This window comes from Janthinobacterium sp. GW821-FHT03C10 (assembly GCF_059420865.1).
This window is the reverse complement of sequence record NZ_JBWKUN010000009.1, coordinates 168,707-191,934: the sequence shown is the minus strand read 5'-3', so window position 1 is coordinate 191,934 and position 23,228 is coordinate 168,707. Positions and strand designations below refer to the sequence as shown.

Below are 23,228 nucleotides of genomic sequence, written 5' to 3'. Positions count from 1 at the left end.
TTGCAGTAGGGTTACTTGCCAATTTAACCCAGGAACAGCTTATACACGGGATTGCTGCTTTCATCCCAGTAACGGTAGCCCAGGGTATCGAGGAAGCGGGCGAATTCTCCCATTTCATCGGGCGGCACTTGCAGGCCGATCAGGATGCGGCCCACGTCGCCGCCCTGGCTGCGGTAATGGCACAGGGAAATATTCCAGTTCGGCGCCATGCTGTCGAGGAAGCGCATCAGCGCGCCCGGGCGTTCGGGGAATTCGAAGCGGTACAGCAGCTCGTCCTGCGCCAGGCGGCTCTTGCCGCCCACCAGGTGGCGGATGTGCGACTTGGCCAGCTCGTCGTGGGTCAGGTCCAGGGTCTTGAATTCGTGTTCCTCGAAGGTCTTCGCCAGCACGCTTGATTCATGCCGGTCGGCAATCTGGATGCCGACGAACACGTGCGCGGCTTTTTCATCGCTGATGCGGTAATTGAATTCCGTCACGTTGCGCGCGCCGATCAGCGAACAGAAGCGCTTGAAGCTGCCCCGCTGTTCGCGCATGGTGACGGCAAACACGGCTTCGCGGAATTCCCCCAGCTCGGCCCGTTCCGCCACAAAACGCAAACGGTCGAAATTCATGTTCGCGCCGCTGGCGATGGTGACCAGGGTTTCATTGTTGACGGGGTGTTTGGTCAGGCTGGCCCGTTCCACGTAGGCCTTGGCGCCGGCGATGGCCAGCGCGCCGGATGGCTCCAGAATGCTGCGCGTGTCCGTAAACACATCCTTGATGGCGGCGCAGATGGCGTCCGTGTCGACCGTGATGATTTCATCGACATACGCCTGCACCAGGCGGAAGGTTTCCTCGCCGGCCAGGCGCACGGCCGTGCCGTCGGCGAACAGGCCCACGTCGTTCAGGGTCACGCGTTCGCCCGCCTTCAGCGAGCGGGCCATGGCGTTCGAATCGACGCTTTGCACGCCGATGATCTTGATGTCGGGGCGAATCTGTTTCACGTAGGCGGCAATGCCGGCGATCAAGCCGCCGCCGCCGATGGGGGCGAAGATGGCGTGGATGGGCCCGGCGTGCTGGCGCAGGATTTCCATGCCGATCGTGCCCTGGCCCGCGATCACGTCCGGGTCGTCGAACGGGTGCACGAAGGTCAGCTTCTGTTCCTTTTCCAGGGTCAGCGCGTGGTTGTAGGCATCCGTGTACGACTCGCCGTGCAGCACCACTTCCACGTTCACGCCGCCGCGCCCCTTGACCGCCTCGACCTTCACCAGCGGCGTGGTGGTGGGCATGACGATGACGGCGCGGCAACCCATGCGGGCGGCCGACAGGGCCACGCCCTGGGCATGGTTGCCGGCCGAGGCGCAGATCACGCCGCGCTTGCGTTCCGCTTCGCTGAGCTTGGACATCTTGTTGTAGGCGCCGCGAATCTTGAAGCTGAACACGCTTTGCATGTCTTCGCGCTTGAAGTAAATCTGGTTGTTCAGGCGCTGCGACAGGGCAGGTGCCAGTTCCAGCGGCGTTTCGGTGGCGACGTCATAGACGCGGGCGGTCAGGATTTTCTTGAGGTAGTCGATGTTCATAGTCTGCAAGCAAGTGATTCTGGGCCAGAAAGGGTCTGGAGCGTGTCGGTCGATAGCGGCGGCGCGGCGGCGGATAGCCTGGCGACAATAATGCTCTGTGGAACTGCGGGCGGGTCTGCCTTTGCCAGCCGGCGCGATGTGTGCGGCGCCCAGGCTGCTCTTCATTATAATGGAGAGCCTTACCGCATCGCGAAGTGTTCCATGATCGAATCCGCAATCGCCTGGCTGCTGCAGCTGATCGCAGCACCGGAAGTCGGGCTGACATCGGTCTTTCTGATCAGCTTTATTTCCGCCACCCTCTTGCCGCTCGGCTCGGAGCCGGCCGTGTTTGCCGTCATCAAGGCCAATCCCGCGCTGTTCTGGGCCGCCATCGGCGTCGCCACCCTGGGCAATACCCTGGGCGGCATCGTCGACTACTGGCTGGGCTACCGGGCCAAGCAGGCGTTCGCCAAGGAGCGCGACACGCGCTGGTTCCGCTGGCTGGCCCGCTATGGCGCCAAGACCATGCTGCTGGCCTGGCTGCCCCTCGTGGGCGACCCCCTGTGCACCCTGGCCGGCTGGCTCAAGCTGCCGTTCTGGCCCAGCGTGGCCTACATGGCCATCGGCAAATGCGCGCGCTACCTGACCATGACGGGCTTGCTGCTCTACGTCCCCGATGGCGTATGGCACCGGATTGGTCAGATGCTGGCTTGAATGGGACGGCTTGCAACGCCAATTCACCCCGTTTTCGGGCAGTTCGATAGTTTGCGGCAAAGTGAGATTATTGGTATTTTTGCGTCAAAAAATCCAGGGGACTGGTTTTTTATTCATGCAAAAGAAGACTTTTCCATATTTGCTATGGTACTGGATGAGGTGCTTAAACCTTAGGCTGCCTAAGGCTGTTCCCGCATGGTGCGGCGCAATAAGATAAAATGGGTCTTTAGGGTCCAGTCCACATCGTCACCACACTCCATGAACGCTCCCGCACAAATCCAAGCTTTACTGGCAGAAACGCCGAATGGTCCCGCAGCAAGCCGCCTGCGCGAAATCCCGTATAACTACACGTCGTTTTCCGATCGCGAGATCGTCATACGCCTGTTGGGGGAGGACTCCTGGCGCCTGCTCGACGAGCTGCGCGGCGCCCGCCAGACGGGTCGTTCGGCCCGCATGCTGTACGAGGTGCTGGGCGACATCTGGGTCGTGCGCCGCAATCCCTACCTGCAGGATGACTTGCTCGACAATCCGAAGCGTCGCCAGGGCTTGATCGACGCCTTGCATCACCGCCTGGCCGAAGTCGACAAGCGCCGCCTGTCCATCGATGCGGCCGGCGGCGACGTGGCCGCCAGCGGCGAAACGCCGGAGGTGGCGCAGGCGCGCAGCCATAACGTGGAGCTGCTGCTCAAGGCTGCCAGCAAGGCCGTGGCCGATTTTGGCGACGAATTCCGCAAGACCTACGATTTGCGCAAGCGCACGGTCAAGGTGCTGGGCCGCTACACGGAAAAACACAATGTGCGCTTCGACGGCATGACGCGCGTGTCGCACGTGACGGATGCCACCGACTGGCGCGTGGAATACCCGTTCGTCGTGCTCACGCCCGACACGGAAGAGGAAATGGCTGGCCTGGTCAAAGGCTGTATCGAGTTGGGGCTGACCATCATCCCGCGCGGCGGCGGCACCGGCTACACGGGCGGCGCGATTCCATTGACGCCGATGTCGGCCGTCATCAACACGGAAAAACTGATCACCCTGGGCGCCGTGGAAATGACGGTCTTGCCGGGCCTCACGCACGAATACGCGACGATCCATTCGGGCGCGGGCGTGATCACGAACAAGGTGTCGGAAGCGGCGGAGAAGGCCGGTTTCGTGTTTGCCGTCGACCCCACCTCGGCGCATGCATCTTGCATCGGCGGCAACGTTGCCATGAATGCGGGCGGCAAGAAAGCCGTGCTGTGGGGCACGGCGCTCGACAACCTGGCCTCGTGGCGCATGGTCGACCCGAACGGCGACTGGCTCGAGGTCACGCGCCTCGACCACAACCTGGGCAAGATCCACGATATCGCGCTGGCGCGCTTCCAGCTGGAATGGCGCCACCCGAGCACGCGCGACGCGACGAAACCGAGCGCGCCGTTCAAGACGGAAATTTTGGAAATTCCTGGCCGCAAGTTCCGCAAGGAGGGCCTGGGCAAGGACGTCACCGATAAATTCCTCGCCGGCTTGCCGGGCATCCAGAAAGAAGGCTGCGACGGCCTGATCACGTCGGCGCGCTGGATCTTGCACAAGATGCCGAAGTTCGCCCGCACCGTCTGCCTGGAGTTCTTCGGCCAGGCGCGCGACGCGATCCCGTCGATCGTGGAAATCAAGGATTACCTGGACGGCTTGCCGGCGAAAGGCGAGCAATACACGAGCATCCGCCTGGCGGGTCTCGAACACCTGGACGAGCGCTACCTGCGCGCCGTCGGCTACGCCACCAAGTCGAAGCGGGGCGTGTTGCCGAAGATGGCCCTGTTTGGCGACATCGTCGGCGACGATGAAAACGCCGTCGCGCAAGCGGCCTCGGAAGTGGTGCGCATCGCCAATACCCGCGTGGGTGAAGGTTTTGTGGCCGTCAGCCCGGAAGCGCGCAAGAAATTCTGGCTCGACCGTGCCCGCACGGCGGCGATCGCCAAGCATACCAATGCGTTCAAGATCAATGAAGACGTCGTGATCCCGCTCAACCGCATGGGCGAATACACGGATGGCATCGAACGCATCAATATCGAGCTGTCGATCAAGAATAAACTGCAATTGGCGGAGGCCCTCAGCGAATTCTTTGCCAAGGGGAATTTGCCAGTAGGCAAGAGCGACGATGCATCGGATGACCGCGTCGACGATGCGGAAATGCTGGGCGACCGCGCCGAGCAGGCGCAGCAGTTGCTGGCGCAAGTGACGGCACGCTGGACCTATCTGCTGGCCCAGCTGGACCGTCCGCTGGTCGATGTGAAAGGCGAACTGGCTGAACTGGGTATGGAGCGCTTGCTGCCCGTGTTCGATGTGCGCCTGGAAACGCAGCCGAACGCCACCCTGTTCGACGTGGTGCAGGACCGCACCGTGCGCATCACGTGGAAGCAGGAAATCCGCGCCCAGCTGCGCCAGATCTTCAATGGCGCCGCCTTCAAGCTGATCCTCGACGAGGCCACGGCCATCCACGCGCGCATCCTGCGTAGTCGCGTGTTTGTCGCGCTGCACATGCATGCGGGCGACGGCAACGTGCACACGAACTTGCCCGTCAACTCGGACAATTACGAAATGCTGCAGGACGCCCACCAAGCCGTGGGCCGCATCATGATCCTGGCCCGCTCGCTGAATGGCGTCATTTCCGGCGAACACGGTATCGGCATCACCAAGCTGGAATTCCTGACGGAAGAAGAGATCGGCGACTTCCGCAGCTACAAGCAGCGCATCGATCCGGAAGGCCGTTTCAACAAGGGTAAATTGCTGAACCTGCCAGGCATGGGCGCCGACTTGCGCAATGCCTACACGCCATCGTTCGGTCTGATGGGCCATGAATCGCTGATCATGCAGCAAAGCGATATCGGCGCCATCGCCGACAGCGTCAAGGACTGCTTGCGTTGCGGCAAGTGCAAACCCGTATGCTCGACCCACGTGCCGCGCGCCAACTTGCTGTACTCGCCGCGCGACAAGATCCTGGCCACCTCGTCCCTGATCGAAGCGTTCCTGTACGAAGAGCAGACGCGCCGCGGTATTTCCATCAAGCATTGGGAAGAGTTCGAGGACGTGGCCGACCACTGCACGGTCTGCCATAAATGCGTCACGCCTTGCCCCGTGAATATCGACTTCGGCGACGTGTCGATGAACATGCGCAATTTGCTGCGCAAGATGGAGAAGAAGAGCTTCAATCCGGGCACCAAGGCGACGATGATGTTCCTCAACGCTACCGATCCCGTGACCATCAACGCCACGCGCCAGGTCATGATCGGCTGGGGTTACAAGGCGCAGCGCCTGGGCCATGACTTGCTGAAGAAATTTGCCAAGAAGCAAACCAAGGCGCCGCCGCCGTCGACGGGCAAGCCGCCCGTCAAGGCGCAGGTGATCCACTTCATCAACAAGAAAATGCCGGGCAACCTGCCGAAGAAATCGGCGCGCGCGCTGCTCGACATCGAAGACGACAAGGTCATTCCGATCATCCGCAACCCGAAGACGACCACGGCCGATACGGAAGCCGTGTTCTACTTCCCCGGTTGCGGTTCGGAACGTTTGTTCTCGCAAGTGGGCCTGGCCACGCAAGCGATGCTGTGGGAAGTGGGCGTGCAGACGGTCTTGCCGCCGGGCTATTTGTGCTGCGGTTATCCGCAGCGGGGTGCGGGCGAGTTCGACAAGGCCGAGAAGATGATGACGGATAACCGCGTCCTGTTCCACCGCATGGCCAACACGCTCAATTACCTGGACATCAAGACGGTGCTGGTGTCCTGCGGCACCTGTTACGACCAGCTGGCTACCTACCAGTTTGAAAAGATTTTCCCTGGCTGCCGCATTATGGATATCCATGAGTATTTGCTGGAGAAAAACGTCAAGCTGGAAGGCGTCAACGGCACGCGCTATATGTACCATGAGCCATGCCACAATCCGATGAAGCTGCAGGAATCGGGCAAAACCATCAATTCCCTGATCAGCACGGTGGACAACGTGAAGATCGAGAAGAATGACCGTTGCTGCGGCGAATCGGGCTCGCTGGCCGTCACGCGCCCCGACATTTCCACGCAAGTGCGTTTCCGCAAGGAAGAGGAGATGGTCAAGGGCGCCGACAAGCTGCGCGGCGACGGTTTCACGGGCGACGTGAAGATCCTCACCAGCTGCCCGTCGTGCCTGCAAGGCTTGTCGCGCTACAATGATGATTCGGGTACGACGGCCGATTACATCGTCGTCGAGATCGCCAAACACTTGCTGGGAGAAAACTGGATGCCGGATTACGTGAAACGCGCCAATGACGGCGGCATCGAACGGGTGCTGGTGTGACGTCCTCGACCTGTGATCTGTGCAACTTGCTCGATGGCTTTGCCAACAAGCAGGGCTGTGAGGCCTTGCTGTGGCGCAGCGAACGCTTGTCCGTGGTGGCTGTCGATGACGCTGCCTATCCCGGCTTTTGCCGCGTGATCTGGAACAAGCACGTGAAGGAAATGACGGATCTCACGCCGGGCGAGCGCAATTACGTGATGGAAGTCGTGTGGCAGGTCGAGCTGGCCGTGCGTGAAGTGATGGCGCCGGAAAAGGTCAACGTAGCCAGTTTCGGCAACATGACGCCGCACGTGCACTGGCACGTGATTCCCCGCTACCGCGACGACGCGCATTTCCCGAACCCCAGCTGGGCCGTGGTGCAGCGCGAGACGGCGCCCGAGGTGCTGGCCGCGCGCCGCGCCCTGTTGCCGGCCTTGCGCACCGCCATCCTTCAACGTTTATCCGCATAAAGTATTGTCATGACTGAAAAAGCAGCAACACCCCAACCGACCGGCTTGACCGTGCACAACCAGTCGCGCGTGCTCGACGTGGCTTTCGACGACGGCAGCACATTTGCGCTGCCGTTCGAATACCTGCGGGTGTATTCGCCGTCGGCCGAAGTGCAGGGCCATGGCAAGGGCCAGGAAACCTTGCAGTTAGGAAAACGCCTGGTCGGTATCACGGGTCTGGAGCCGGTCGGCAACTACGCCGTGCAGCCCACTTTCAGCGATGGCCACAATTCCGGCCTGTACACCTGGGCCTATCTGTACAAGCTGGGCGCGGAGCAAGCGACCCTGTGGCAGGACTACCTGGACCGCCTGGCGGCGGCCGGCTACCCGGGCGACAGCGGCCGCGACGCCAAGGCCGACATGACGGTCAAGCAATCTTCCGGCCACGTCCATGGCCCCAGCTGCGGGCATAAACATTAAGCTAAAAAAATAATGCTGTAATCTTGTCGGATTGCCGCTGCCCCGTTCGTCGTATGGATGCCCGCGCTTGCGGGCATTTTTCTTTTGGAGAACAGACTATGGAATACATGATCCTGCTCTACGCCGACGAGGCGCGTTTTGAAGCGATGGAGGAAGGGCAGATGGCCAGCCTGATGGCCGAGTTCGCAAGTTACACGCAGGCACTGGACGCGGCCGGCGTGCTGCGCGGCGGCGCCGAGCTGGCGCCCGTGCGCAGCGCCGCCAGCGTGCGTGTGCGCAATGGCAAGCCTGTCGTCACGGATGGGCCGTTCGCGGAAACCAAGGAGCAGCTGGGCGGCTACTATCTGCTGGACTGCGCCAATCTGGACGAGGCGCTGGCCTGGGCCGGGCGTTGCCCAGTGGCATCCCTGGGCACCATCGAAGTGCGGCCCGTCATGGCGTGAGCATGGGCGGCGACGCCATTGCGGCCGTCGAGCATGTCTTTCGCCAGGAAAAGGGCAGGGTGTTGGCCGGCCTGATGCGGCGCTTCGGCGACCTGGGCCTGGCGGAAGATGTGTTGCAGGAAGCGTGCCGCAAGGCGCTGGAACTATGGCCGCAGGCGGGCATCCCGTCCAATCCCGCCGCCTGGCTCAGCTCGGTGGCGCGCAATGCGGGCCTCGACCATGTGCGCCGCGCGGGCAAGAGCGTCAGCGAGGCCGAGGCCGTGCTGTCCTGCCTGCCGGCCGCCATGCTTGATGAAACGCAAGCCATCGAGGACGACCGCCTGCGCCTGCTGTTCATCTGCTGCCATCCCGCGCTGGCGCCCGAGGCGCAGGTGGCGCTGGCTTTGCGCACCCTGTGTGGCCTGTCCACTGCTGAGATCGCGCGCGCCTTCGGCGTGGCGGAAGCGGCCCTGTCGCAGCGGCTCTTGCGCGCCAGGCGCAAGATTGCCGAAGCGCGCATCCCTTTCGAATTGCCGCCGGCCCAGGATTGGCCGCAACGGCTGGCGCAAGTGCAGCATGTCATCTATCTGGTGTTCAGCGAAGGCTATTGCGCCAGCGGCGGCGATAGCTTGCTGCGCGCCGACCTGTGGGTGGAAGCGCTGCGCCTGGGACGGCTGCTCGACAGCCTGCAGCCTGGCCAGCCGGAAGTGCAGGGCTTATTGGCCTTGCTGCTGTTGCAGGCGTCGCGCGGCCCGGCACGCCTCTCGCCCGCAGGCCAGTTGCTGACCCTGGAAGAGCAGGACCGCGGCCTGTGGCAGGCGGACTTGATTGCCGAGGGACTGGCCATGCTGGAACTGGCCCTGCCGGCGCGCGCGCCGGGGCCATACCAGCTGCAGGCGGCGATTGCCGCCTTGCACGCCAAGGCCGTCACGGCCAGCCAGACGGACTGGCGCCAGATCCACGTCCTGTACGGCGCCTTGCTGCGGCATAAGCCGGAACCCATGATCTTGCTCAATGCCGTGATCGCCTGTGCCATGGCGCACGGCGCCGAACACGGGCTGGCGTGGCTGGCGCGGCTGGAAACCGTGCCCAGCCTGGCCAACTCGCATTATCTGCACGCGGCCAGGGCCGACCTGCTGCGCCGCCAGGGCGACCGGCCCGGGGCGCTGGCCGCGTATGCGCGGGCAGCAATGCTGGCTTCGAATGCGGTGGAAAGGCAATACCTTCTCCGGCGTCACGGGGAAATGCGCCTGCCGCTTGTATAATGCATGCAAGTTCAAACAGACTGCCTACCATGACCAATACGACCCATTTCGGATACAAAACAGTTGCAGAAGACGACAAAGTGCGCGAAGTCGCCAAGGTGTTCCATTCCGTCGCTGCCAAATACGACGTGATGAACGACTTGATGTCGGGCGGGCTGCACCGTCTGTGGAAGACGTTCACCATCGCCAACGCGGGCGTGCGCCCCGGTTTCAAGGTGCTCGACATCGCCGGCGGCACGGGCGACCTGTCGAAGGCATTCGCCAAGCAGGCGGGCCCTACCGGCGAAGTCTGGTTGACCGATATCAATGAATCGATGTTGCGCGTGGGCCGCGACCGCCTCTTGAATCGCGGCTTGCTCACCCCCACCTTATTGTGTGACGCGGAAAAACTGCCATTCCCCGATAACTATTTCGACCGCGTCAGCGTGGCCTTTGGCCTGCGCAACATGACGCACAAGGATGTGGCGCTGGCGGAAATGCGCCGCGTGCTGAAGCCGGGCGGCAAGCTGCTGGTGCTGGAGTTTTCCAAGGTGGCGGCGCCCCTGCAAAAGCCGTACGACCTGTATTCGTTCTCCGTCTTGCCGTGGTTTGGACAGAAAATCGCCGGCGACGCGGAAAGCTATCGCTACCTGGCCGAATCGATCCGTATGCACCCTGACCAGGAAACCTTGAAGACCATGATGGAAACGGCGGGCCTGGAGCGCGTGCAGTACTACAATTTGACGGCAGGCATTGCCGCTTTGCACACCGGTATCAAGATGTAATGCATCAACGTTGGTGATTTTAGGAGATGGAATGAAATTGAAGAAATTTATGGTCGGCATGATGCTGGCCGCGACCACGGTATCCATGCTGGGCGAGGCGCTGGCCCGTCCCATGGGCGGTGGCCGTTCGTTTGGCCGCCAGTCGCAAAACGTGGGTCGCCAGGCGCCCGCACCGGCACCCGCCCCGGCGCCGGCCGCCGCGCCGCGCCAGGCACAACCTGCGCCGGCTCCCGCACCGGCACCGGCCGCCAAGGCGCCGAGCCGCTGGAAAGGCTTGCTGGGCGGCGCACTGCTGGGCCTGGGTCTGGGCGCGCTGCTGTCGCATTTTGGCCTGGGCGGCGCCCTGGCCAGCATGATCAGCACCCTGCTGATGGTGGCCTTGCTGGCCGGCGTGGCCTTCTTCATCTACCGCATGGTGCGCGGCAAGCGCGACAGCAACGCCGGCAATGCGCCGTTCGCCGGCTTCGGCAACCAGCCTGCGCCGGCCGGCAACGTGCCCGACATCGGTTCGCGCATCCCGCCGCTGCCGCCGCTGCAACCCGTCTCGTCCGGCGTCGGCCTGGACAAGCCGGCACCGGCTGCCGCGCCATGGGGCGTGCCAGGCGACTTCGACAAGGATGCCTTCCTGCGCCACGCGAAAAGCAATTTCATTCGCCTGCAGGCGGCCTGGGACAAGGCTGACGTCAACGATATCCGCGAATTCACGTCGCCGGAAGTGTATGCGGAACTGCGCATGCAAATCCAGGAACGGGGCGCGCAGCCGGACTTTACGGACGTCGTTACCATCGATGCCGAACTGCTCGGTATCGAGACGAGCGTCAACGATTACCTGGCCAGCGTCAAGTTTACGGGCCTGATCCGTTCGGCGCCGGGCGCCGCGGCCGAGCCGTTTTCGGAAGTGTGGAATATGTCGAAACCCGTCAGCGGCAACAGCGGCTGGGTCCTGGCAGGCATCCAGCAATTGAATTAATTGTAAAAACTTGCTGAATAATGGCTTAAGTCCATGCGGAATGCATGATGCTTGACAGATATTTCCTGCTGAACTGGTAAGATCGAAACCGCCCGCGTTGTTGTACGGGCGGTTTTTCATTTTTAGGGGCGCGTTTGGCGCGCAGGCACACGATGGCACCACTTTCCGATCTCTCCCTGATGACGCCCGTCATCGCGACTATCAACCATTTACTGGCGCAGGAGCCGTGGGCGCGCCAGCAGCTGGCCGTGCACGCCGGCAAGCTGGCCTGCATCGACACGGGCGCCGTAACCCTGCGCCTGCGCGTCGACAGCGCCGGCATGCTGGAGGCGGCACCGGCGGACGTAGTTGCCAATGTGACCATTCGCGTCAAATTGTCCGATGTGCCGCTGATCCTGCAAAACCGCGAGCGGGCGTTTTCCTACGTCAAGATCGAAGGCGATGCCGAGTTTGCCAATGCGATTTCGCAATTGAGCCAGGGCTTGCGCTGGGAAGCCGAGCACGACCTGGAAAAGATCGTCGGCCCCATGCTGGCCACGCGTCTCGTTGCCGGTGCGAAAGATGCCGCCGCCTTCGTGCGCACGGGCCAGCAAAAGCTGGCGGAAAACGTGGCCGAATATTTTCTCGACGAACAGCCCATGCTGATCCGTCCTGCTACCCTGCAAGAGTATTCCGCTGGCGTGACGCGCGTGCGCGATGACGTCGAACGCCTGGCCAAGCGTCTTGCCCGGCTGGAAAAGGCGGCCGCCGCCGTTCAGCCGCAGTCCTCCTCACCGGATTTGTCTACATGATATTGAAATTCCTGCGCCTGTTTAAAATCATCCGTGTTTCCATCAAGTACGGCCTGGATGAGATAGCGATTTCTGGTCTGCAAGTTCCCCGCACCGCCAAATTGATCGACACCCTGATTTTCTGGCGCGACCTGTCGTCGCCACGGGGCTTGCGCCTGCGCCTGGCACTGGAAGAGCTGGGCCCGATCTTCGTCAAGTTCGGCCAGGTGCTGTCGACCCGGCGCGACCTGATGCCGCCCGATATCGCCGAAGAACTGGCGCGCCTGCAAGACCGCGTGCCGCCCTTCGATTCCGACCTGGCCATTGCGCAAATCACCAAGTCGCTCGGTGCGCACCCGGATCAATTGTTTGCCAGCTTCGAGCGCGAACCGGTGGCGTCCGCCTCGATTGCGCAGGTGCACTTCGCCACCCTGAAAGATGGCCGCGCGGTGGCCGTGAAGGTCTTGCGTCCAGGCATGAAAAAGCTGATCGACGAAGACGTGGCCCTGATGCACATCGCCGCCGACTGGATCAGCCGGCTGTGGGCCGACAGCAAACGCTTGAAACCCAAGGAAGTGGTGGGCGAGTTCGACAAATACCTGCACGACGAGCTGGACCTGATGCGCGAGGCGGCCAACGCCAGCCAGTTGCGCCGCAATTTCGCCAACTCGGACTTGCTGCTGGTGCCGGAAATGCACTGGGATTACTGTTCCAGCAGCGTCATCGTCATGGAGCGCATGGTTGGTATTCCCGTGTCGCAGACGGACCGCCTGGTGGCGGCCGGCGTGGATTTGCGCAAACTGTCCAGCGATGGCGTGGAAATTTTCTTCACGCAAGTGTTCCGCGATGGCTTTTTCCATGCAGACATGCACCCGGGTAATATCCTCGTGTCGATCGCGCCCGACTCGTTCGGCCGCTACATCGCGCTCGACTTCGGCATCGTGGGAACGTTGAATGACTACGACAAGGATTATCTGTCGCAAAACTTCCTCGCCTTCTTCCGCCGCGACTACAAGCGCGTGGCCGAGGCGCACATCGAATCGGGCTGGGCGCCGAAAGATACGCGTGTCGATGAATTGGAAGCGGCCGTGCGCGCCTGCTGCGAGCCGATCTTCGACCGTCCGCTGAAAGATATTTCTTTTGGGCAAGTGTTGCTGCGGCTGTTCCAGACCTCGCGCCGCTTCAACGTGGAAGTGCAGCCGCAACTGGTGCTGCTGCAAAAGACCCTGCTCAATATCGAAGGCCTGGGCCGCCAGCTGGACCCGGAACTGGACCTGTGGCAAACGGCCAAGCCCTACCTGGAAAAATGGATGAGCAACCAGGTGGGGCCGCAAGGCTTCATGGAGCGTTTGCGCGCCGAGGCGCCCCGTTACGCGCACATCTTCCCGCAACTGCCGCGCTTGTTGCACCAGGCCTTGACCGTGCATGGCGAACCGCGTGAAAACGACGTGGAATTGATGAAAACCTTGCTGGCGGAACAACGCCAGACGAACCGCTTGCTGAGCTTTATCGTGTACTTTGTCGGCGCCTTCGCCCTCGGCGCGCTGGGCTTGCAAGTGTTCATGCGCTGGCATCAACTGCCGTTTTAACTGGATCAGGACGTAAGTGATGGCTGACTTCCACAACCGCGACCCGCTCTCGCCCGCCTTCTGGGACGAGCGTTTCGAGAAGCAATTCACGCCCTGGGACCATGGCGGCGTGCCGTCCCGCCTGCGCAGCTTCGTGGCCGGCAGTCCGGCGCCGCTGCGCTGCCTGATTCCCGGCTGCGGCTCCGCGTATGAACTGGTTTTCATGCTCGACCAGGGCTGGGATGCCACGGCCATCGACTTTTCGCCGGCCGCCGTGGCCGCCGCGCGCGGCCAGCTGGGCGAGCGGGCAGGGCAGGTGGTGGAAGCGGATTTCTTTGCCTGGCAGCCAGCCGCGCCCTTGGACCTGATCTATGAACGGGCGTTTTTGTGCGCCATGCCGCGCGCCATGTGGCCGCAGGTGGCGGCCCGCTGGGCGCAGCTGCTGGCGCCGGGCGCCATGCTGGCCGGCTACTTTTTCTTTGACGACAATGTCAAGGGGCCGCCGTTCGGCATTTCGCGGGAGAAACTACAGGAATTGCTGGCGCCGCATTTCGACTGCCTGGCCGACGAAGCCGTCGATGATTCCATCGCCGTCTTCGCCGGCAAGGAGCGCTGGATGAGCTGGCGCCGCCGGGCGGACTGAGCCTGACAGGCCGGGCGGGCGGGCATTTTCCGCTGGGAATGGCGGAAAAGCTTTATAATTCAGGGTTTTTGATGATTTTCTCGGAGTAGAGATGCCGATTTACGCTTACCGTTGTGACGAGTGTGGTTTTGCCAAGGATGTCTTGCAAAAGATCTCCGATCCAGTACTGACGGTGTGCCTGTCGTGCGGCAAGCCCAGTTTCAAGAAACAATTGACGGCCGCCGGTTTCCAATTGAAGGGCACCGGCTGGTACGCGACCGATTTCCGTGGCGGCACGGCGCCCACCACGGCCATTCCGACGGGCCCGGCCGATAACGCCAAGCCCGCCCCGGCCGCCGAGAGCGCGCCTGCTGCTGCGCCTGCGCCCGCCCCGGCTGCCGCTGCGCCGAAAGCGGACTGAAAAGCGCGCCGCGCCGATACGATCCATTACCGAGAAACCGATGCGTAAATATTTTATTACCGGATTACTGATTTTGGTGCCCCTGGCCATTACCGCCTGGGTCCTGAATCTGGTGATCAGCACGATGGACCAGTCGCTGTTGCTGGTGCCCGGCAGTACGCAGCCCAGCGTCTGGTTCGGCCGCCAGATTCCCGCGCTGAGCACCATTCCCGGCCTGGGCACGGTATTGACGGTGCTGATCGTGTTCTTCACGGGCTTGCTGACGAATAACCTGGTCGGCAATTACGTGGTGAAACTGTGGGAAAAATTGCTTCAACGCATACCCATCGTCAATTCCCTGTATTCGAGCGTCAAGCAAGTGTCGGATACCCTGTTTTCCCCGTCGGGCAATGCCTTCCGCAAGGCCGTGCTGGTGCCGTATCCGCACCAGAACTCCTGGACCATCGCTTTCCTGACGGGCGTGCCGGGCGGCGATGCGGCGAACCACCTGGTGGGCGACTATGTCAGCGTGTACGTGCCGACGACGCCGAACCCGACGTCAGGCTTTTTCCTGATGATGAAGCGCAGCGATGTCGTTGAACTCGACATGAGCGTCGATGCGGCGCTCAAATATATCGTCTCGATGGGCGTGGTGGCGCCTGCGGAAGTTGTTGCTGTACCGGCCCCGGCAGCCAAAGAATAAAGGCAGGCGTCCCATGCGGGACGTGGCCGGATTGAACACTCACTAACCTGAACTGAGAATTTTATGTCTATGCGTACTGAATACTGCGGCCTCGTTACCGAAGCCATGCTGGGACAAACCGTCAGCCTGTGCGGCTGGGTACATCGCCGCCGCGACCACGGCAGCCTGATTTTCATCGACTTGCGCGACCGTGAAGGCCTGGTGCAAATCGTCTGCAACCCGGAACAAGCGGAGATGTTCAAGGTCGCCGAAGCCGTGCGCAACGAATTCTGCCTGCGCGTGACGGGCGTCGTCACCAACCGTATCGAAGGCACGATCAACAACAACCTGAAGTCGGGCAAGATCGAAGTGGTCTGCTCGGAGCTGGAAGTGCTGAACCCGTCCGTGCCCGTGCCGTTCCAGCTGGACGACGACAACCTGTCGGAAACGACGCGTCTGACGCACCGCGTGCTGGACCTGCGCCGCCCGCAAATGCAGAACAACCTGCGCCTGCGCTACAAGGTGACGATGGAAGTGCGCAAGTACCTCGACGCGCTGGGCTTCATCGACATCGAAACGCCGATGCTGACCAAGTCGACGCCTGAAGGCGCGCGCGACTACCTGGTGCCGTCGCGCGTGAACGCGGGCAGCTTCTTCGCCTTGCCGCAATCGCCACAGTTGTTCAAGCAACTGTTGATGGTCGCTAACTTCGACCGTTACTACCAGATCACCAAGTGCTTCCGCGACGAAGACTTGCGCGCCGACCGCCAGCCTGAATTCACGCAGATCGATTGCGAAACCTCATTCCTGACGGAACAGGAAATCCGCGACCTGTTCGAAGACATGATCCGCGTCGTCTTCAAGAACACCCTGAACATCGACCTGCCGAACCCGTTCCCGGTGATGGATTTCGCCGAGGCGATGGGCCTGTACGGTTCCGACAAGCCGGACATGCGCGTCAAGCTGGCCTTCACGGACTTGACCGAAGTCATGAAGTCGGTCGAGTTCAAGGTCTTCAACGGCGCCGCCAACATGAAAGGCGGCCGCGTGGTGGCCCTTCGCGTACCGCAAGGCGGCAGCATGCCCCGTTCGGAAATCGATGCCTACACGCAATTCGTCGCCATCTACGGCGCCAAGGGCCTCGCTTACATCAAGGTCAACGAGAAAGCCAAGGGTCCTGAAGGCTTGCAGTCGCCGATCGTCAAGTTCCTGCCTGCCGACGTGCTGGCCACGATCCTCGAGCAGACGGGCGCGCAAGACGGCGACCTGATCTTCTTCGGCGCCGACAAGGCCAAGGTCGTCAACGACGCCATCGGCGCGCTGCGCGTGAAGATCGGTCACAGCGAGTTCGGCAAGAAAGCCGGCCTGTTCGAAGACGTGTGGAAGCCATTGTGGGTGGTCGACTTCCCGATGTTCGAGCACGACGAAGAAGCGGACCGCTGGACGGCGACCCACCATCCATTCACGGCGCCGAAAGACGGCCATGAAGACATGCTGGAAAGCGATCCGGGCGCCTGCATCGCCAAGGCCTACGACATGGTCTTGAACGGCTGGGAACTGGGCGGCGGTTCGATCCGTATCCACCGCGAAGAAGTGCAGTCGAAGGTTTTCCGCGCGTTGAAGATCGACGCCGAAGAAGCGCAGCTGAAGTTCGGCTTCCTGCTCGACGCCCTGCAATACGGCGCGCCACCGCATGGCGGCCTGGCATTCGGCCTGGACCGTATCGTGACCATGATGACGGGTTCCGAATCGATCCGCGACGTGATCGCCTTCCCGAAAACCCAGCGCGCGCAAGACTTGCTGACCCATGCGCCGTCGGAAGTGGACGAGAAGCAATTGCGTGAACTGCACATCCGTTTGCGCAGCGCCGAGCCTAAAGTAGTGTAATGAAGCATGCGGCTGCCCCGGCGGCCGCTGTTTGATCCACTATGCAAAAAAAGGCGCTGTCGTGGCGCCTTTTTCATTGTTGATATGACTCATAAAATTCCTGTTTCCGTGCTGGTCGTCATTCATACGGCTGACCTTGAGGTCTTGCTGATCGAACGCGCGGGCCAGCCCGGCTTCTGGCAATCGGTGACGGGTTCCGTCGACGCCGTCGATGAGCCGCTGCTGCAGACGGCCGCGCGCGAATTGTGCGAGGAAACGGGCATCGTTGCCGATGGGCACGATATCGTGCTGCGCGACTGGAACTTGTCGAATGTGTACGAGATCTATCCGATCTGGCGCCACCGCTATGCGCCCGGTGTGACGCGCAATACGGAACACGTGTTCAGCGTGCAAGTGCCGCGCGACATCGCCATCACTCTGAGCCCCCGCGAACACTTGCAGTACGCGTGGCTGCCTTATCTGGCGGCGGCCGACCGCTGTTTCTCCTCTTCCAACGCGGAAGCGATTCTGCAATTGCCGGCCATGACGGGCCTGGCGCGCCCCACCTGATTTTTCTAGAGAGCATTCCATGTTGAACTGGTTACAATTGACTGCGCAGCAAAAACTGCTGGGCACCCTGGGCATCGTTTTTTGCCTGTGCTTTATCTTCCTGCTGTTTAGCTCCACCGTGCCCGGCCGCACGCCGCCCATCGGCATGCCGCTGATGGCGATCGGCTGGCTGCTGCATCCGGGCGCGTTTGCCAAGGGCAAGCGCACCGTGGCCTGGCGCGGCGCGCCGTTGCTGGTCAAGATCGTCTGGGCGGCCGGCATTACCGCGCTGATCGTCAGCGTGACGGCGGGCGTGGGACGCATGCTGGCTTGAGCGCCCGATAGTGAACGATTGCCCAGCAACATTTCGCGATGAATAACAAAGTCAGCGATGACGAAAGGATGGCATGCTGAATTGGTCTCAACTTTCTTTACGGCAGCGCATGATCAGCGTGCTGTTCCTGTCTTGGGTCTGTGGCAGCCTGTATGCCGTCTGTTTTTCCGAGCAGCCGCTTGTCAGTTTTCCGCAGGCGGGCTTGCCCTTGCTGATGCTGGGATTCTTGCTGCATCCGCGTTTCTTTGCTGGCGGACGCGGGCCGTTCAGCTGGAGCAGCGCGCCCAGCCTCGTGAAGGGCTTGTGGGTGACAGGCTCCGTCGTCGGCAGCATCAGTGCCGCAAGTAGTCTGCTGCTGTCGGCTGCAGGCAGATAAAGTGGGACTTGGGTGCGCACGCGCACCTACGCTGGCGCCGCGCGGGGCCCGTCTGGGAGTAGAATCCATGCATGAAAATCCGCGTAGCAACTTATAATATCCACAAGGGCGTCTCTTCCGTGCGGGGCTTGCCCAGAGTCCACGCATTGAAGCAGGCGATCGCCCTGTTCCATGCCGATGTCGTGTTCCTGCAAGAGGTGCAAGGCAAGCACGACCGCAATGCGGCCCGCTATGGCGCCGAGAAAAACGGTCACAAGCATTGGCCGGAAGCGTCGCAGCACGAGTTCTTTGCCGGCGCCGAACACCATTCCGCCTACGGCATGAATGCCGTGTACGACCATGGCCACCATGGCAACGCCTTGCTCAGCAAATTCCCCATCGCCTCGCAAACCAACCACGACGTCTCCGACCATGCCTACGAGCAGCGCGGTATCCTGCATTGCGTGCTCAAGACGCCGCAGGCCGACGTGCACTGCTACGTGGTCCACCTGGGCCTGTTCGAGTCGGGACGGGGCCGGCAGACGCAGGCGCTGATCGACGCCGTCATGGAATCGGCGCCAAACGGCGAGCCCGTCATCATTGCCGGCGATTTCAACGACTGGCGCAATACGCTCAGCGACAAGCTGCGCAATGCGCTGGGCGTGGTGGAAGTGTTCGACCAGCGGGCGTCGAACTCGGCCCTGGGCGACCTCGTGCGCACCCTGGCGCGGCGGCAGACGAAAACGCCGACACCCGTGCCGGCGCGCACCTTTCCCGCCGCCTTGCCGTGGTTCCGCCTGGATCGCATCTATGTGCGCGGTTTCCACGTGGAAGGCGCGCAAGTGATGCATGGCACCTTGTGGGCCAAATTATCGGACCACGCGCCGATAGTTGCCGCTTTGAAACTCGCGTAGACTGCCGGCATGCGCACAGTCAACTTCATCGCCCACAACGACATCCAGCTGCTGTATTGCGGCACCGATTACTTTCCTGCCCTGATTGCGGCCATCGATGGCGCGCGCTCGGAAGTGTATTTCGAGACGTATATCTTTGCCGACGACGCCACGGGCACCCTGGTGCTCGACGCCCTGAAGCGGGCGGCCGCGCGCGGCGTGCTGGTGTGCATGATCACGGACTGGTTCGGCACGGGCAACCGCCGGGTCAATGCCATGCATGCGCAGCTGGAAGCGGCCGGCGTGCACCACCGTATCTTTAACCCGTGGTTCCGGCGCGGCATCACGCGCACGCACCGCAAGATCTGCGTGGCCGATGGCGAGATCGCCCTGGTGGGCGGCATCAATATCAACGACGACATGTTTTGCGACTACGACCACAACATCAGCCTGGAAGCGCCGCGCTGGGATTTCGCCGTGCAGGTGAAGGGCCCGCTGGTGGACGCCATCCATGAAGAGGTGCAGGCGCAGTGGGCGCGTCTGGGCAAGATGAACCTGGTGCGGCGTATCAAGCTGTACCGCAAGATGCGCGTCGTCAGCAAGGAGCTGGCGAAGAACCCTGTCGTGGCCGGCTTTGTCGTGCGCGACAACCTGCGCAACCGCCGCACCATCCAGCGCGCCTACCTGCAGGCGCTGGGCCAGGCGAGGAAAAGCGTGATGCTGGCCAACCCGTATTTCGCGCCCGGGCACAAGCTGCGCCACGCCCTGGCCCAGGCGGCCCAGCGGGGCGTCGACGTGGTGTTGCTGATCGGCGTGGGCGAATTCCGCATGCAGGATGCCGTGGCGCACTCGTTTTATCCGAAGCTGCTGGCCGCCGGCGTCAAAATCGTCGAATACCGCAAGACGCAGCTGCACGCCAAGGTGGCCGTCGTCGACGATGACTGGGCGACGGTGGGGTCGAGCAATATTGACGCGCTGAGCCTGTTTTTGAACCAGGAAGCGAACGTGGTGATCAAGGACGTGGCCTTCGCACAAAGCCTGCGCCAGCACATCGAGCAGGGCGTGGCCGACGGCATCGTGATCCACCAGGACGATTTCAAGCACATCGGCCGCTTCCGGCGCATCGGCTACGAAGCCGCGTTCCTCGCGTACCGGCTGGTGATGCGCATTTTTTCAGTAGGCAAGTACGCATGAGTGATATGACAACGGTCAGGCTGGACAAATGGCTGTGGGCGGCGCGCTTCTTCAAGACGCGCTCGCTGGCCAGCGAAGCGGTCGACACGGGCAAGGTCAAGGTGGGCGGCGAGCGCGTGAAACCGGCGCGCAGTCTGCGCGTGGGCGACGAGCTGGCCATCGACAATGGCGCGGAAACGTGGGAAGTGGCCGTGCTGCGCCTGTCCGACAAGCGCGGCGCGGCAAGCGTGGCGCGCCTGCTGTACGGCGAAACGCCGGCCAGCATCGCCCGCCGCGAGCAGCTGGCCGAGGAGCGCAAGCTGTTCCGCGAGCCGGGCACCACCATCAAGGGGCGGCCGACCAAGCGCGACCGCCGTCAATTGAGCAAGGCAGGCGACCTTTCCTGAGGCGTGCTTGTTGCTGCAAGGCAAAGGCGCGCGGCGCTTTTGCCGCCTGAAACCGATCCAAACACGCGGCCAAAAAATGCTGCGCTGCACCAATAGAACGCCGGCTCTAAAGTTCCCGTTTGACTTTTACGTGGTAGTGGATAATAGTACGAGCGTTCGGATTTTTTCGAGGCGTGCTTTTTTTTTACCCTCGCTTCAGTCCGCCAAATCGGCAACATCATTTTTAGAACGGACATCTTGAATACTTCAGTCAAATTCATGCGCAAGGGCGAACTGACCCGTGCAGCCATCCTCGACGTGGCGCTGGACCTGTCCAGCCGCGACGGCCTGGAAGGCCTGACCATTGGGCTGCTTGCGGACAAAATGAACATGAGCAAGTCGGGCGTGTTTGCCCACTTCGGCTCGCGCGAAGACTTGCAGATGGAAGTGCTGAAGCTCTACCACTATCGTTTCGAGCAAGAAGTCTTTTTTCCAAGCATGAAAGAGCCGCGCGGCATCCAGCGCCTGCAATCGATGTTTGCGCGCTGGGTCAAGCGGGTCAGCGTGGAAATCGCTTCCGGCTGCATCTATATCAGCGGCGCCGTCGAGTATGACGACCGTCCCGGTCCCATCCGCGAGGCCCTGGTGGCCATGGTGCGGGCCTGGCAGGGCGCGCTGCTGCGCTGTGTCGAGCAATCGATCGCCACGGGCGACCTGAAAGCGGACACGGACGCCCAGCAGCTGGTGTATGAGATGTATGGCCTGATCCTGGCCCTGCATCACGACGCGCGCTTCCTGCGCGTGCCGGGCAGCATCGAACGGGCGCAAGCAGGCTTTATCCGCCTGCTGGCGTCGTACCAGAATTGCGTCACAAGCAAATAAGCCGTCAGGCAGTATCCGCAACAACGCACACGCACTACAAGTACAACACTTTAGCTAATCGCCTTCAGGAGAAAATTATGGGTCAATACGTCGCGCCAATCCGGGATATGCAATTCGTCCTGCATGAGTTCCTGCAAGTGGAAGAAGAACTGAAGCAAATGCCGTCGTACGCCGACGTCGACGCCGACATCATCAACCAGGTGCTGGAAGAGGGCGGCAAATTCACTTCCGAAGTATTGTTCCCGCTGAACCACTCCGGCGACCGCGAAGGCTGCCACCACGACCCCGTCACGAAAAGCGTGACCACGCCGAAAGGTTTCAAGGAAGCCTACAAGCAGTACGTCGAAGGCGGCTGGGCGGCCTTGGCTTGCGATCCGGAATACGGCGGCCAGGGCTTGCCTGTCGTGCTGAACAATTCGTTCTATGAAATGCTGAACTCGTCTAACCAGGCCTGGTCCATGTACCCTGGCCTGTCGCACGGCGCCTACGAGTGCCTGAAGGAACACGGCACCGACCACCAGAAGGAAGTCTACCTGCCGAAGCTGGTGTCGGGCGAATGGACGGGCACCATGTGCCTGACCGAGCCGCACTGCGGCACCGACCTGGGCCTGCTGCGCTCGAAAGCGCTGCCTGAGGCGGACGGTTCCTGGACCATCACCGGCAACAAGATCTTCATCTCGGCCGGCGAGCACGACATGGCGGAAAACATCCTGCACCTGGTGCTGGCCCGCGTGCCGGACGCGCCGGAAGGCTCGAAAGGCATCTCGCTGTTCCTGGTACCGAAATTCCTGCCGAACGCGGACGGCACGGTCGGCGAGCGCAACCCGATCACCTGCGGCGCCATCGAAGAAAAGATGGGCATCCACGGCAACTCGACCTGCCAGATGAACCTGGACGGCGCGAAAGGCTGGATCATCGGCCAGCCGAACAAGGGCCTCAACGCCATGTTCGTCTTCATGAACGCGGCCCGCCTGGGCGTGGGCATGCAGTCGCTGGGCCTGACGGAAATCGCCTACCAGAACGCGCTGATCTATGCCAAGGACCGCACGCAAATGCGTTCGCTGTCCGGCATCAAGAACCCGGAACTGCCGGCCGACCGCATCATCGTGCACCCTGACGTGCGCCGCATGCTGTTGACGGGCAAAGCCTACGCCGAAGGCGCGCGCGCCTTCACTTCGTACGTGGCGCTGCAGATCGACCGCGAACTGCACCACCCGGACGCCGACGTGCGCAAGGACGCGGCCGACGAAGTGGCGCTGCTGACGCCCGTCATCAAGGCTTTCATCACCGATAACGCCTGGATCGCCACCTCGGACGCGATGCAAGTGTTCGGCGGCCACGGCTACATCTCGGAATGGGGCATGGAGCAGTATGTGCGCGACGCGCGCATCAACATGATCTACGAAGGCACGAACACGATCCAGTCGCTGGACCTGTTGGGCCGCAAGATCCTGGGCGACAACGGCGCCAAGCTGCGCAAGTTCGGCGAAAAGATCAAGGCCTTCGTCGAAGACAACGGCACCGATGAGGCGATGAGCGAATTCGTCACCCCACTGGGCGACCTGGGCGACAAAGTCACCAAGCTGACCATGGAAATCGGCATGAAGGCCTTCCAGAATCCGGACGAAGTGGGCGCGGCCTGCGTGCCTTACCTGCGCGTCGTCGGCCACATGATCTACAGCTATCTGTTCGCGCAGATGGCCAAGATCGCCCTCGAAAAAGAATCCAGCGGCGACAAGTTCTACACCGCCAAACTGGCTACCGCACGTTTCTACTTCGCCCGCTTGCAGCCTGAGACGGCAACCCTGATCCGTCAGGCGCGTTCCGGTTCGGCCAACCTGATGGCACTCGACGCAGACCTGTTCTAA

At 61.9% G+C, this 23,228-nt stretch carries 23 protein-coding genes; 22 read left to right on the top strand and 1 reads right to left on the bottom strand.

Features of this window, described 5'->3' with window-relative positions; all coding sequences use genetic code 11:
• Positions 1-23: 23 nt before the first annotated feature.
• Positions 24-1,559, bottom strand: coding sequence for a threonine ammonia-lyase, biosynthetic (ilvA, locus tag AC07VH_RS25870; protein WP_034753344.1), 1,536 nt, complete (start codon positions 1,557-1,559; stop codon positions 24-26).
• 201 nt (positions 1,560-1,760) lie between these two features.
• On the opposite strand from ilvA, the gene AC07VH_RS25865 reads away from it, so the two are divergent.
• The 22 genes from AC07VH_RS25865 to AC07VH_RS25760 all read left to right on the top strand — a co-directional run bounded on the left by AC07VH_RS25865 (position 1,761) and on the right by AC07VH_RS25760 (position 23,228).
• On the top strand, positions 1,761-2,252 hold the full coding sequence (locus AC07VH_RS25865; RefSeq protein WP_046682119.1) for a YqaA family protein: 492 nt from the start codon (positions 1,761-1,763) through the stop codon (positions 2,250-2,252).
• 258 nt (positions 2,253-2,510) lie between these two features.
• Positions 2,511-6,551, top strand: coding sequence for a DUF3683 domain-containing protein (locus AC07VH_RS25860; protein ID WP_475417119.1), 4,041 nt, complete (start codon positions 2,511-2,513; stop codon positions 6,549-6,551).
• Complete coding sequence (locus AC07VH_RS25855; RefSeq protein ID WP_494788780.1) at positions 6,548-7,000, top strand: HIT family protein; 453 nt, start codon at positions 6,548-6,550, stop codon at positions 6,998-7,000. Before AC07VH_RS25860 ends, AC07VH_RS25855 begins: the two co-directional genes overlap by 4 nt.
• Positions 7,001-7,009: 9 nt before the next feature.
• Positions 7,010-7,459, top strand: a complete 450-nt coding sequence (locus tag AC07VH_RS25850; protein WP_494788781.1) for a gamma-butyrobetaine hydroxylase family protein — start codon at positions 7,010-7,012, stop codon at positions 7,457-7,459.
• A gap of 98 nt (positions 7,460-7,557) precedes the next feature.
• Positions 7,558-7,902 carry a YciI family protein gene (locus AC07VH_RS25845; RefSeq protein ID WP_494788782.1) on the top strand — a complete coding sequence of 115 codons (345 nt, stop codon included), beginning with the start codon at positions 7,558-7,560 and terminating at the stop codon, positions 7,900-7,902.
• A 2-nt stretch (positions 7,903-7,904) separates the two neighbouring features.
• Entirely contained in the window at positions 7,905-9,146 is a 1,242-nt protein-coding gene (locus tag AC07VH_RS25840; RefSeq protein WP_494788783.1) for an RNA polymerase sigma factor, read from the top strand.
• A gap of 29 nt (positions 9,147-9,175) precedes the next feature.
• Complete coding sequence (ubiE, locus tag AC07VH_RS25835) at positions 9,176-9,910, top strand: bifunctional demethylmenaquinone methyltransferase/2-methoxy-6-polyprenyl-1,4-benzoquinol methylase UbiE (RefSeq protein ID WP_034753359.1); 735 nt, start codon at positions 9,176-9,178, stop codon at positions 9,908-9,910.
• Positions 9,911-9,941: 31 nt separating this feature from the next.
• The gene (locus AC07VH_RS25830) at positions 9,942-10,880 is read left to right on the top strand and encodes a Tim44 domain-containing protein (protein WP_494788784.1); all 939 of its coding nucleotides are present in this window, start codon (positions 9,942-9,944) and stop codon (positions 10,878-10,880) included.
• Between the two features lie 152 nt (positions 10,881-11,032).
• Positions 11,033-11,671 (top strand): ubiquinone biosynthesis accessory factor UbiJ, encoded by a 639-nt coding sequence (locus AC07VH_RS25825; RefSeq protein WP_475417125.1) that lies wholly within the window; start codon positions 11,033-11,035, stop codon positions 11,669-11,671.
• Positions 11,668-13,239, top strand: a complete 1,572-nt coding sequence (ubiB, locus tag AC07VH_RS25820; protein ID WP_475417126.1) for a ubiquinone biosynthesis regulatory protein kinase UbiB — start codon at positions 11,668-11,670, stop codon at positions 13,237-13,239. Before AC07VH_RS25825 ends, ubiB begins: the two co-directional genes overlap by 4 nt.
• 19 nt (positions 13,240-13,258) lie before the next feature.
• The gene (locus AC07VH_RS25815) at positions 13,259-13,861 is read left to right on the top strand and encodes a methyltransferase (protein WP_494788785.1); all 603 of its coding nucleotides are present in this window, start codon (positions 13,259-13,261) and stop codon (positions 13,859-13,861) included.
• A 91-nt stretch (positions 13,862-13,952) separates the two neighbouring features.
• Positions 13,953-14,261 (top strand): FmdB family zinc ribbon protein, encoded by a 309-nt coding sequence (locus AC07VH_RS25810; protein WP_077398979.1) that lies wholly within the window; start codon positions 13,953-13,955, stop codon positions 14,259-14,261.
• Positions 14,262-14,301: 40 nt separating this feature from the next.
• Complete coding sequence (locus tag AC07VH_RS25805) at positions 14,302-14,943, top strand: DUF502 domain-containing protein (RefSeq protein WP_077398981.1); 642 nt, start codon at positions 14,302-14,304, stop codon at positions 14,941-14,943.
• Between the two features lie 69 nt (positions 14,944-15,012).
• Complete coding sequence (gene aspS, locus AC07VH_RS25800; RefSeq protein ID WP_070221635.1) at positions 15,013-16,809, top strand: aspartate--tRNA ligase; 1,797 nt, start codon at positions 15,013-15,015, stop codon at positions 16,807-16,809.
• Positions 16,810-16,893: 84 nt separating this feature from the next.
• The gene (nudB, locus tag AC07VH_RS25795; protein WP_494788786.1) at positions 16,894-17,358 is read left to right on the top strand and encodes a dihydroneopterin triphosphate diphosphatase; all 465 of its coding nucleotides are present in this window, start codon (positions 16,894-16,896) and stop codon (positions 17,356-17,358) included.
• 19 nt (positions 17,359-17,377) lie between these two features.
• Positions 17,378-17,671 (top strand): hypothetical protein, encoded by a 294-nt coding sequence (locus tag AC07VH_RS25790; RefSeq protein WP_494788787.1) that lies wholly within the window; start codon positions 17,378-17,380, stop codon positions 17,669-17,671.
• A gap of 73 nt (positions 17,672-17,744) precedes the next feature.
• Complete coding sequence (locus AC07VH_RS25785) at positions 17,745-18,047, top strand: hypothetical protein (protein WP_494788788.1); 303 nt, start codon at positions 17,745-17,747, stop codon at positions 18,045-18,047.
• A gap of 71 nt (positions 18,048-18,118) precedes the next feature.
• The gene (locus AC07VH_RS25780) at positions 18,119-18,940 is read left to right on the top strand and encodes an endonuclease/exonuclease/phosphatase family protein (RefSeq protein ID WP_475417130.1); all 822 of its coding nucleotides are present in this window, start codon (positions 18,119-18,121) and stop codon (positions 18,938-18,940) included.
• A gap of 9 nt (positions 18,941-18,949) precedes the next feature.
• Positions 18,950-20,113, top strand: a complete 1,164-nt coding sequence (clsB, locus tag AC07VH_RS25775) for a cardiolipin synthase ClsB (protein ID WP_475417131.1) — start codon at positions 18,950-18,952, stop codon at positions 20,111-20,113.
• Positions 20,110-20,499: an RNA-binding S4 domain-containing protein gene (locus AC07VH_RS25770; RefSeq protein ID WP_494788789.1), complete on the top strand. Its 390-nt coding sequence runs from the start codon at positions 20,110-20,112 to the stop codon at positions 20,497-20,499. Before clsB ends, AC07VH_RS25770 begins: the two co-directional genes overlap by 4 nt.
• A gap of 258 nt (positions 20,500-20,757) precedes the next feature.
• Positions 20,758-21,360 (top strand): TetR/AcrR family transcriptional regulator, encoded by a 603-nt coding sequence (locus AC07VH_RS25765; protein ID WP_086140281.1) that lies wholly within the window; start codon positions 20,758-20,760, stop codon positions 21,358-21,360.
• 77 nt (positions 21,361-21,437) lie between these two features.
• Positions 21,438-23,228, top strand: a complete 1,791-nt coding sequence (locus tag AC07VH_RS25760; protein WP_489629066.1) for an acyl-CoA dehydrogenase C-terminal domain-containing protein — start codon at positions 21,438-21,440, stop codon at positions 23,226-23,228.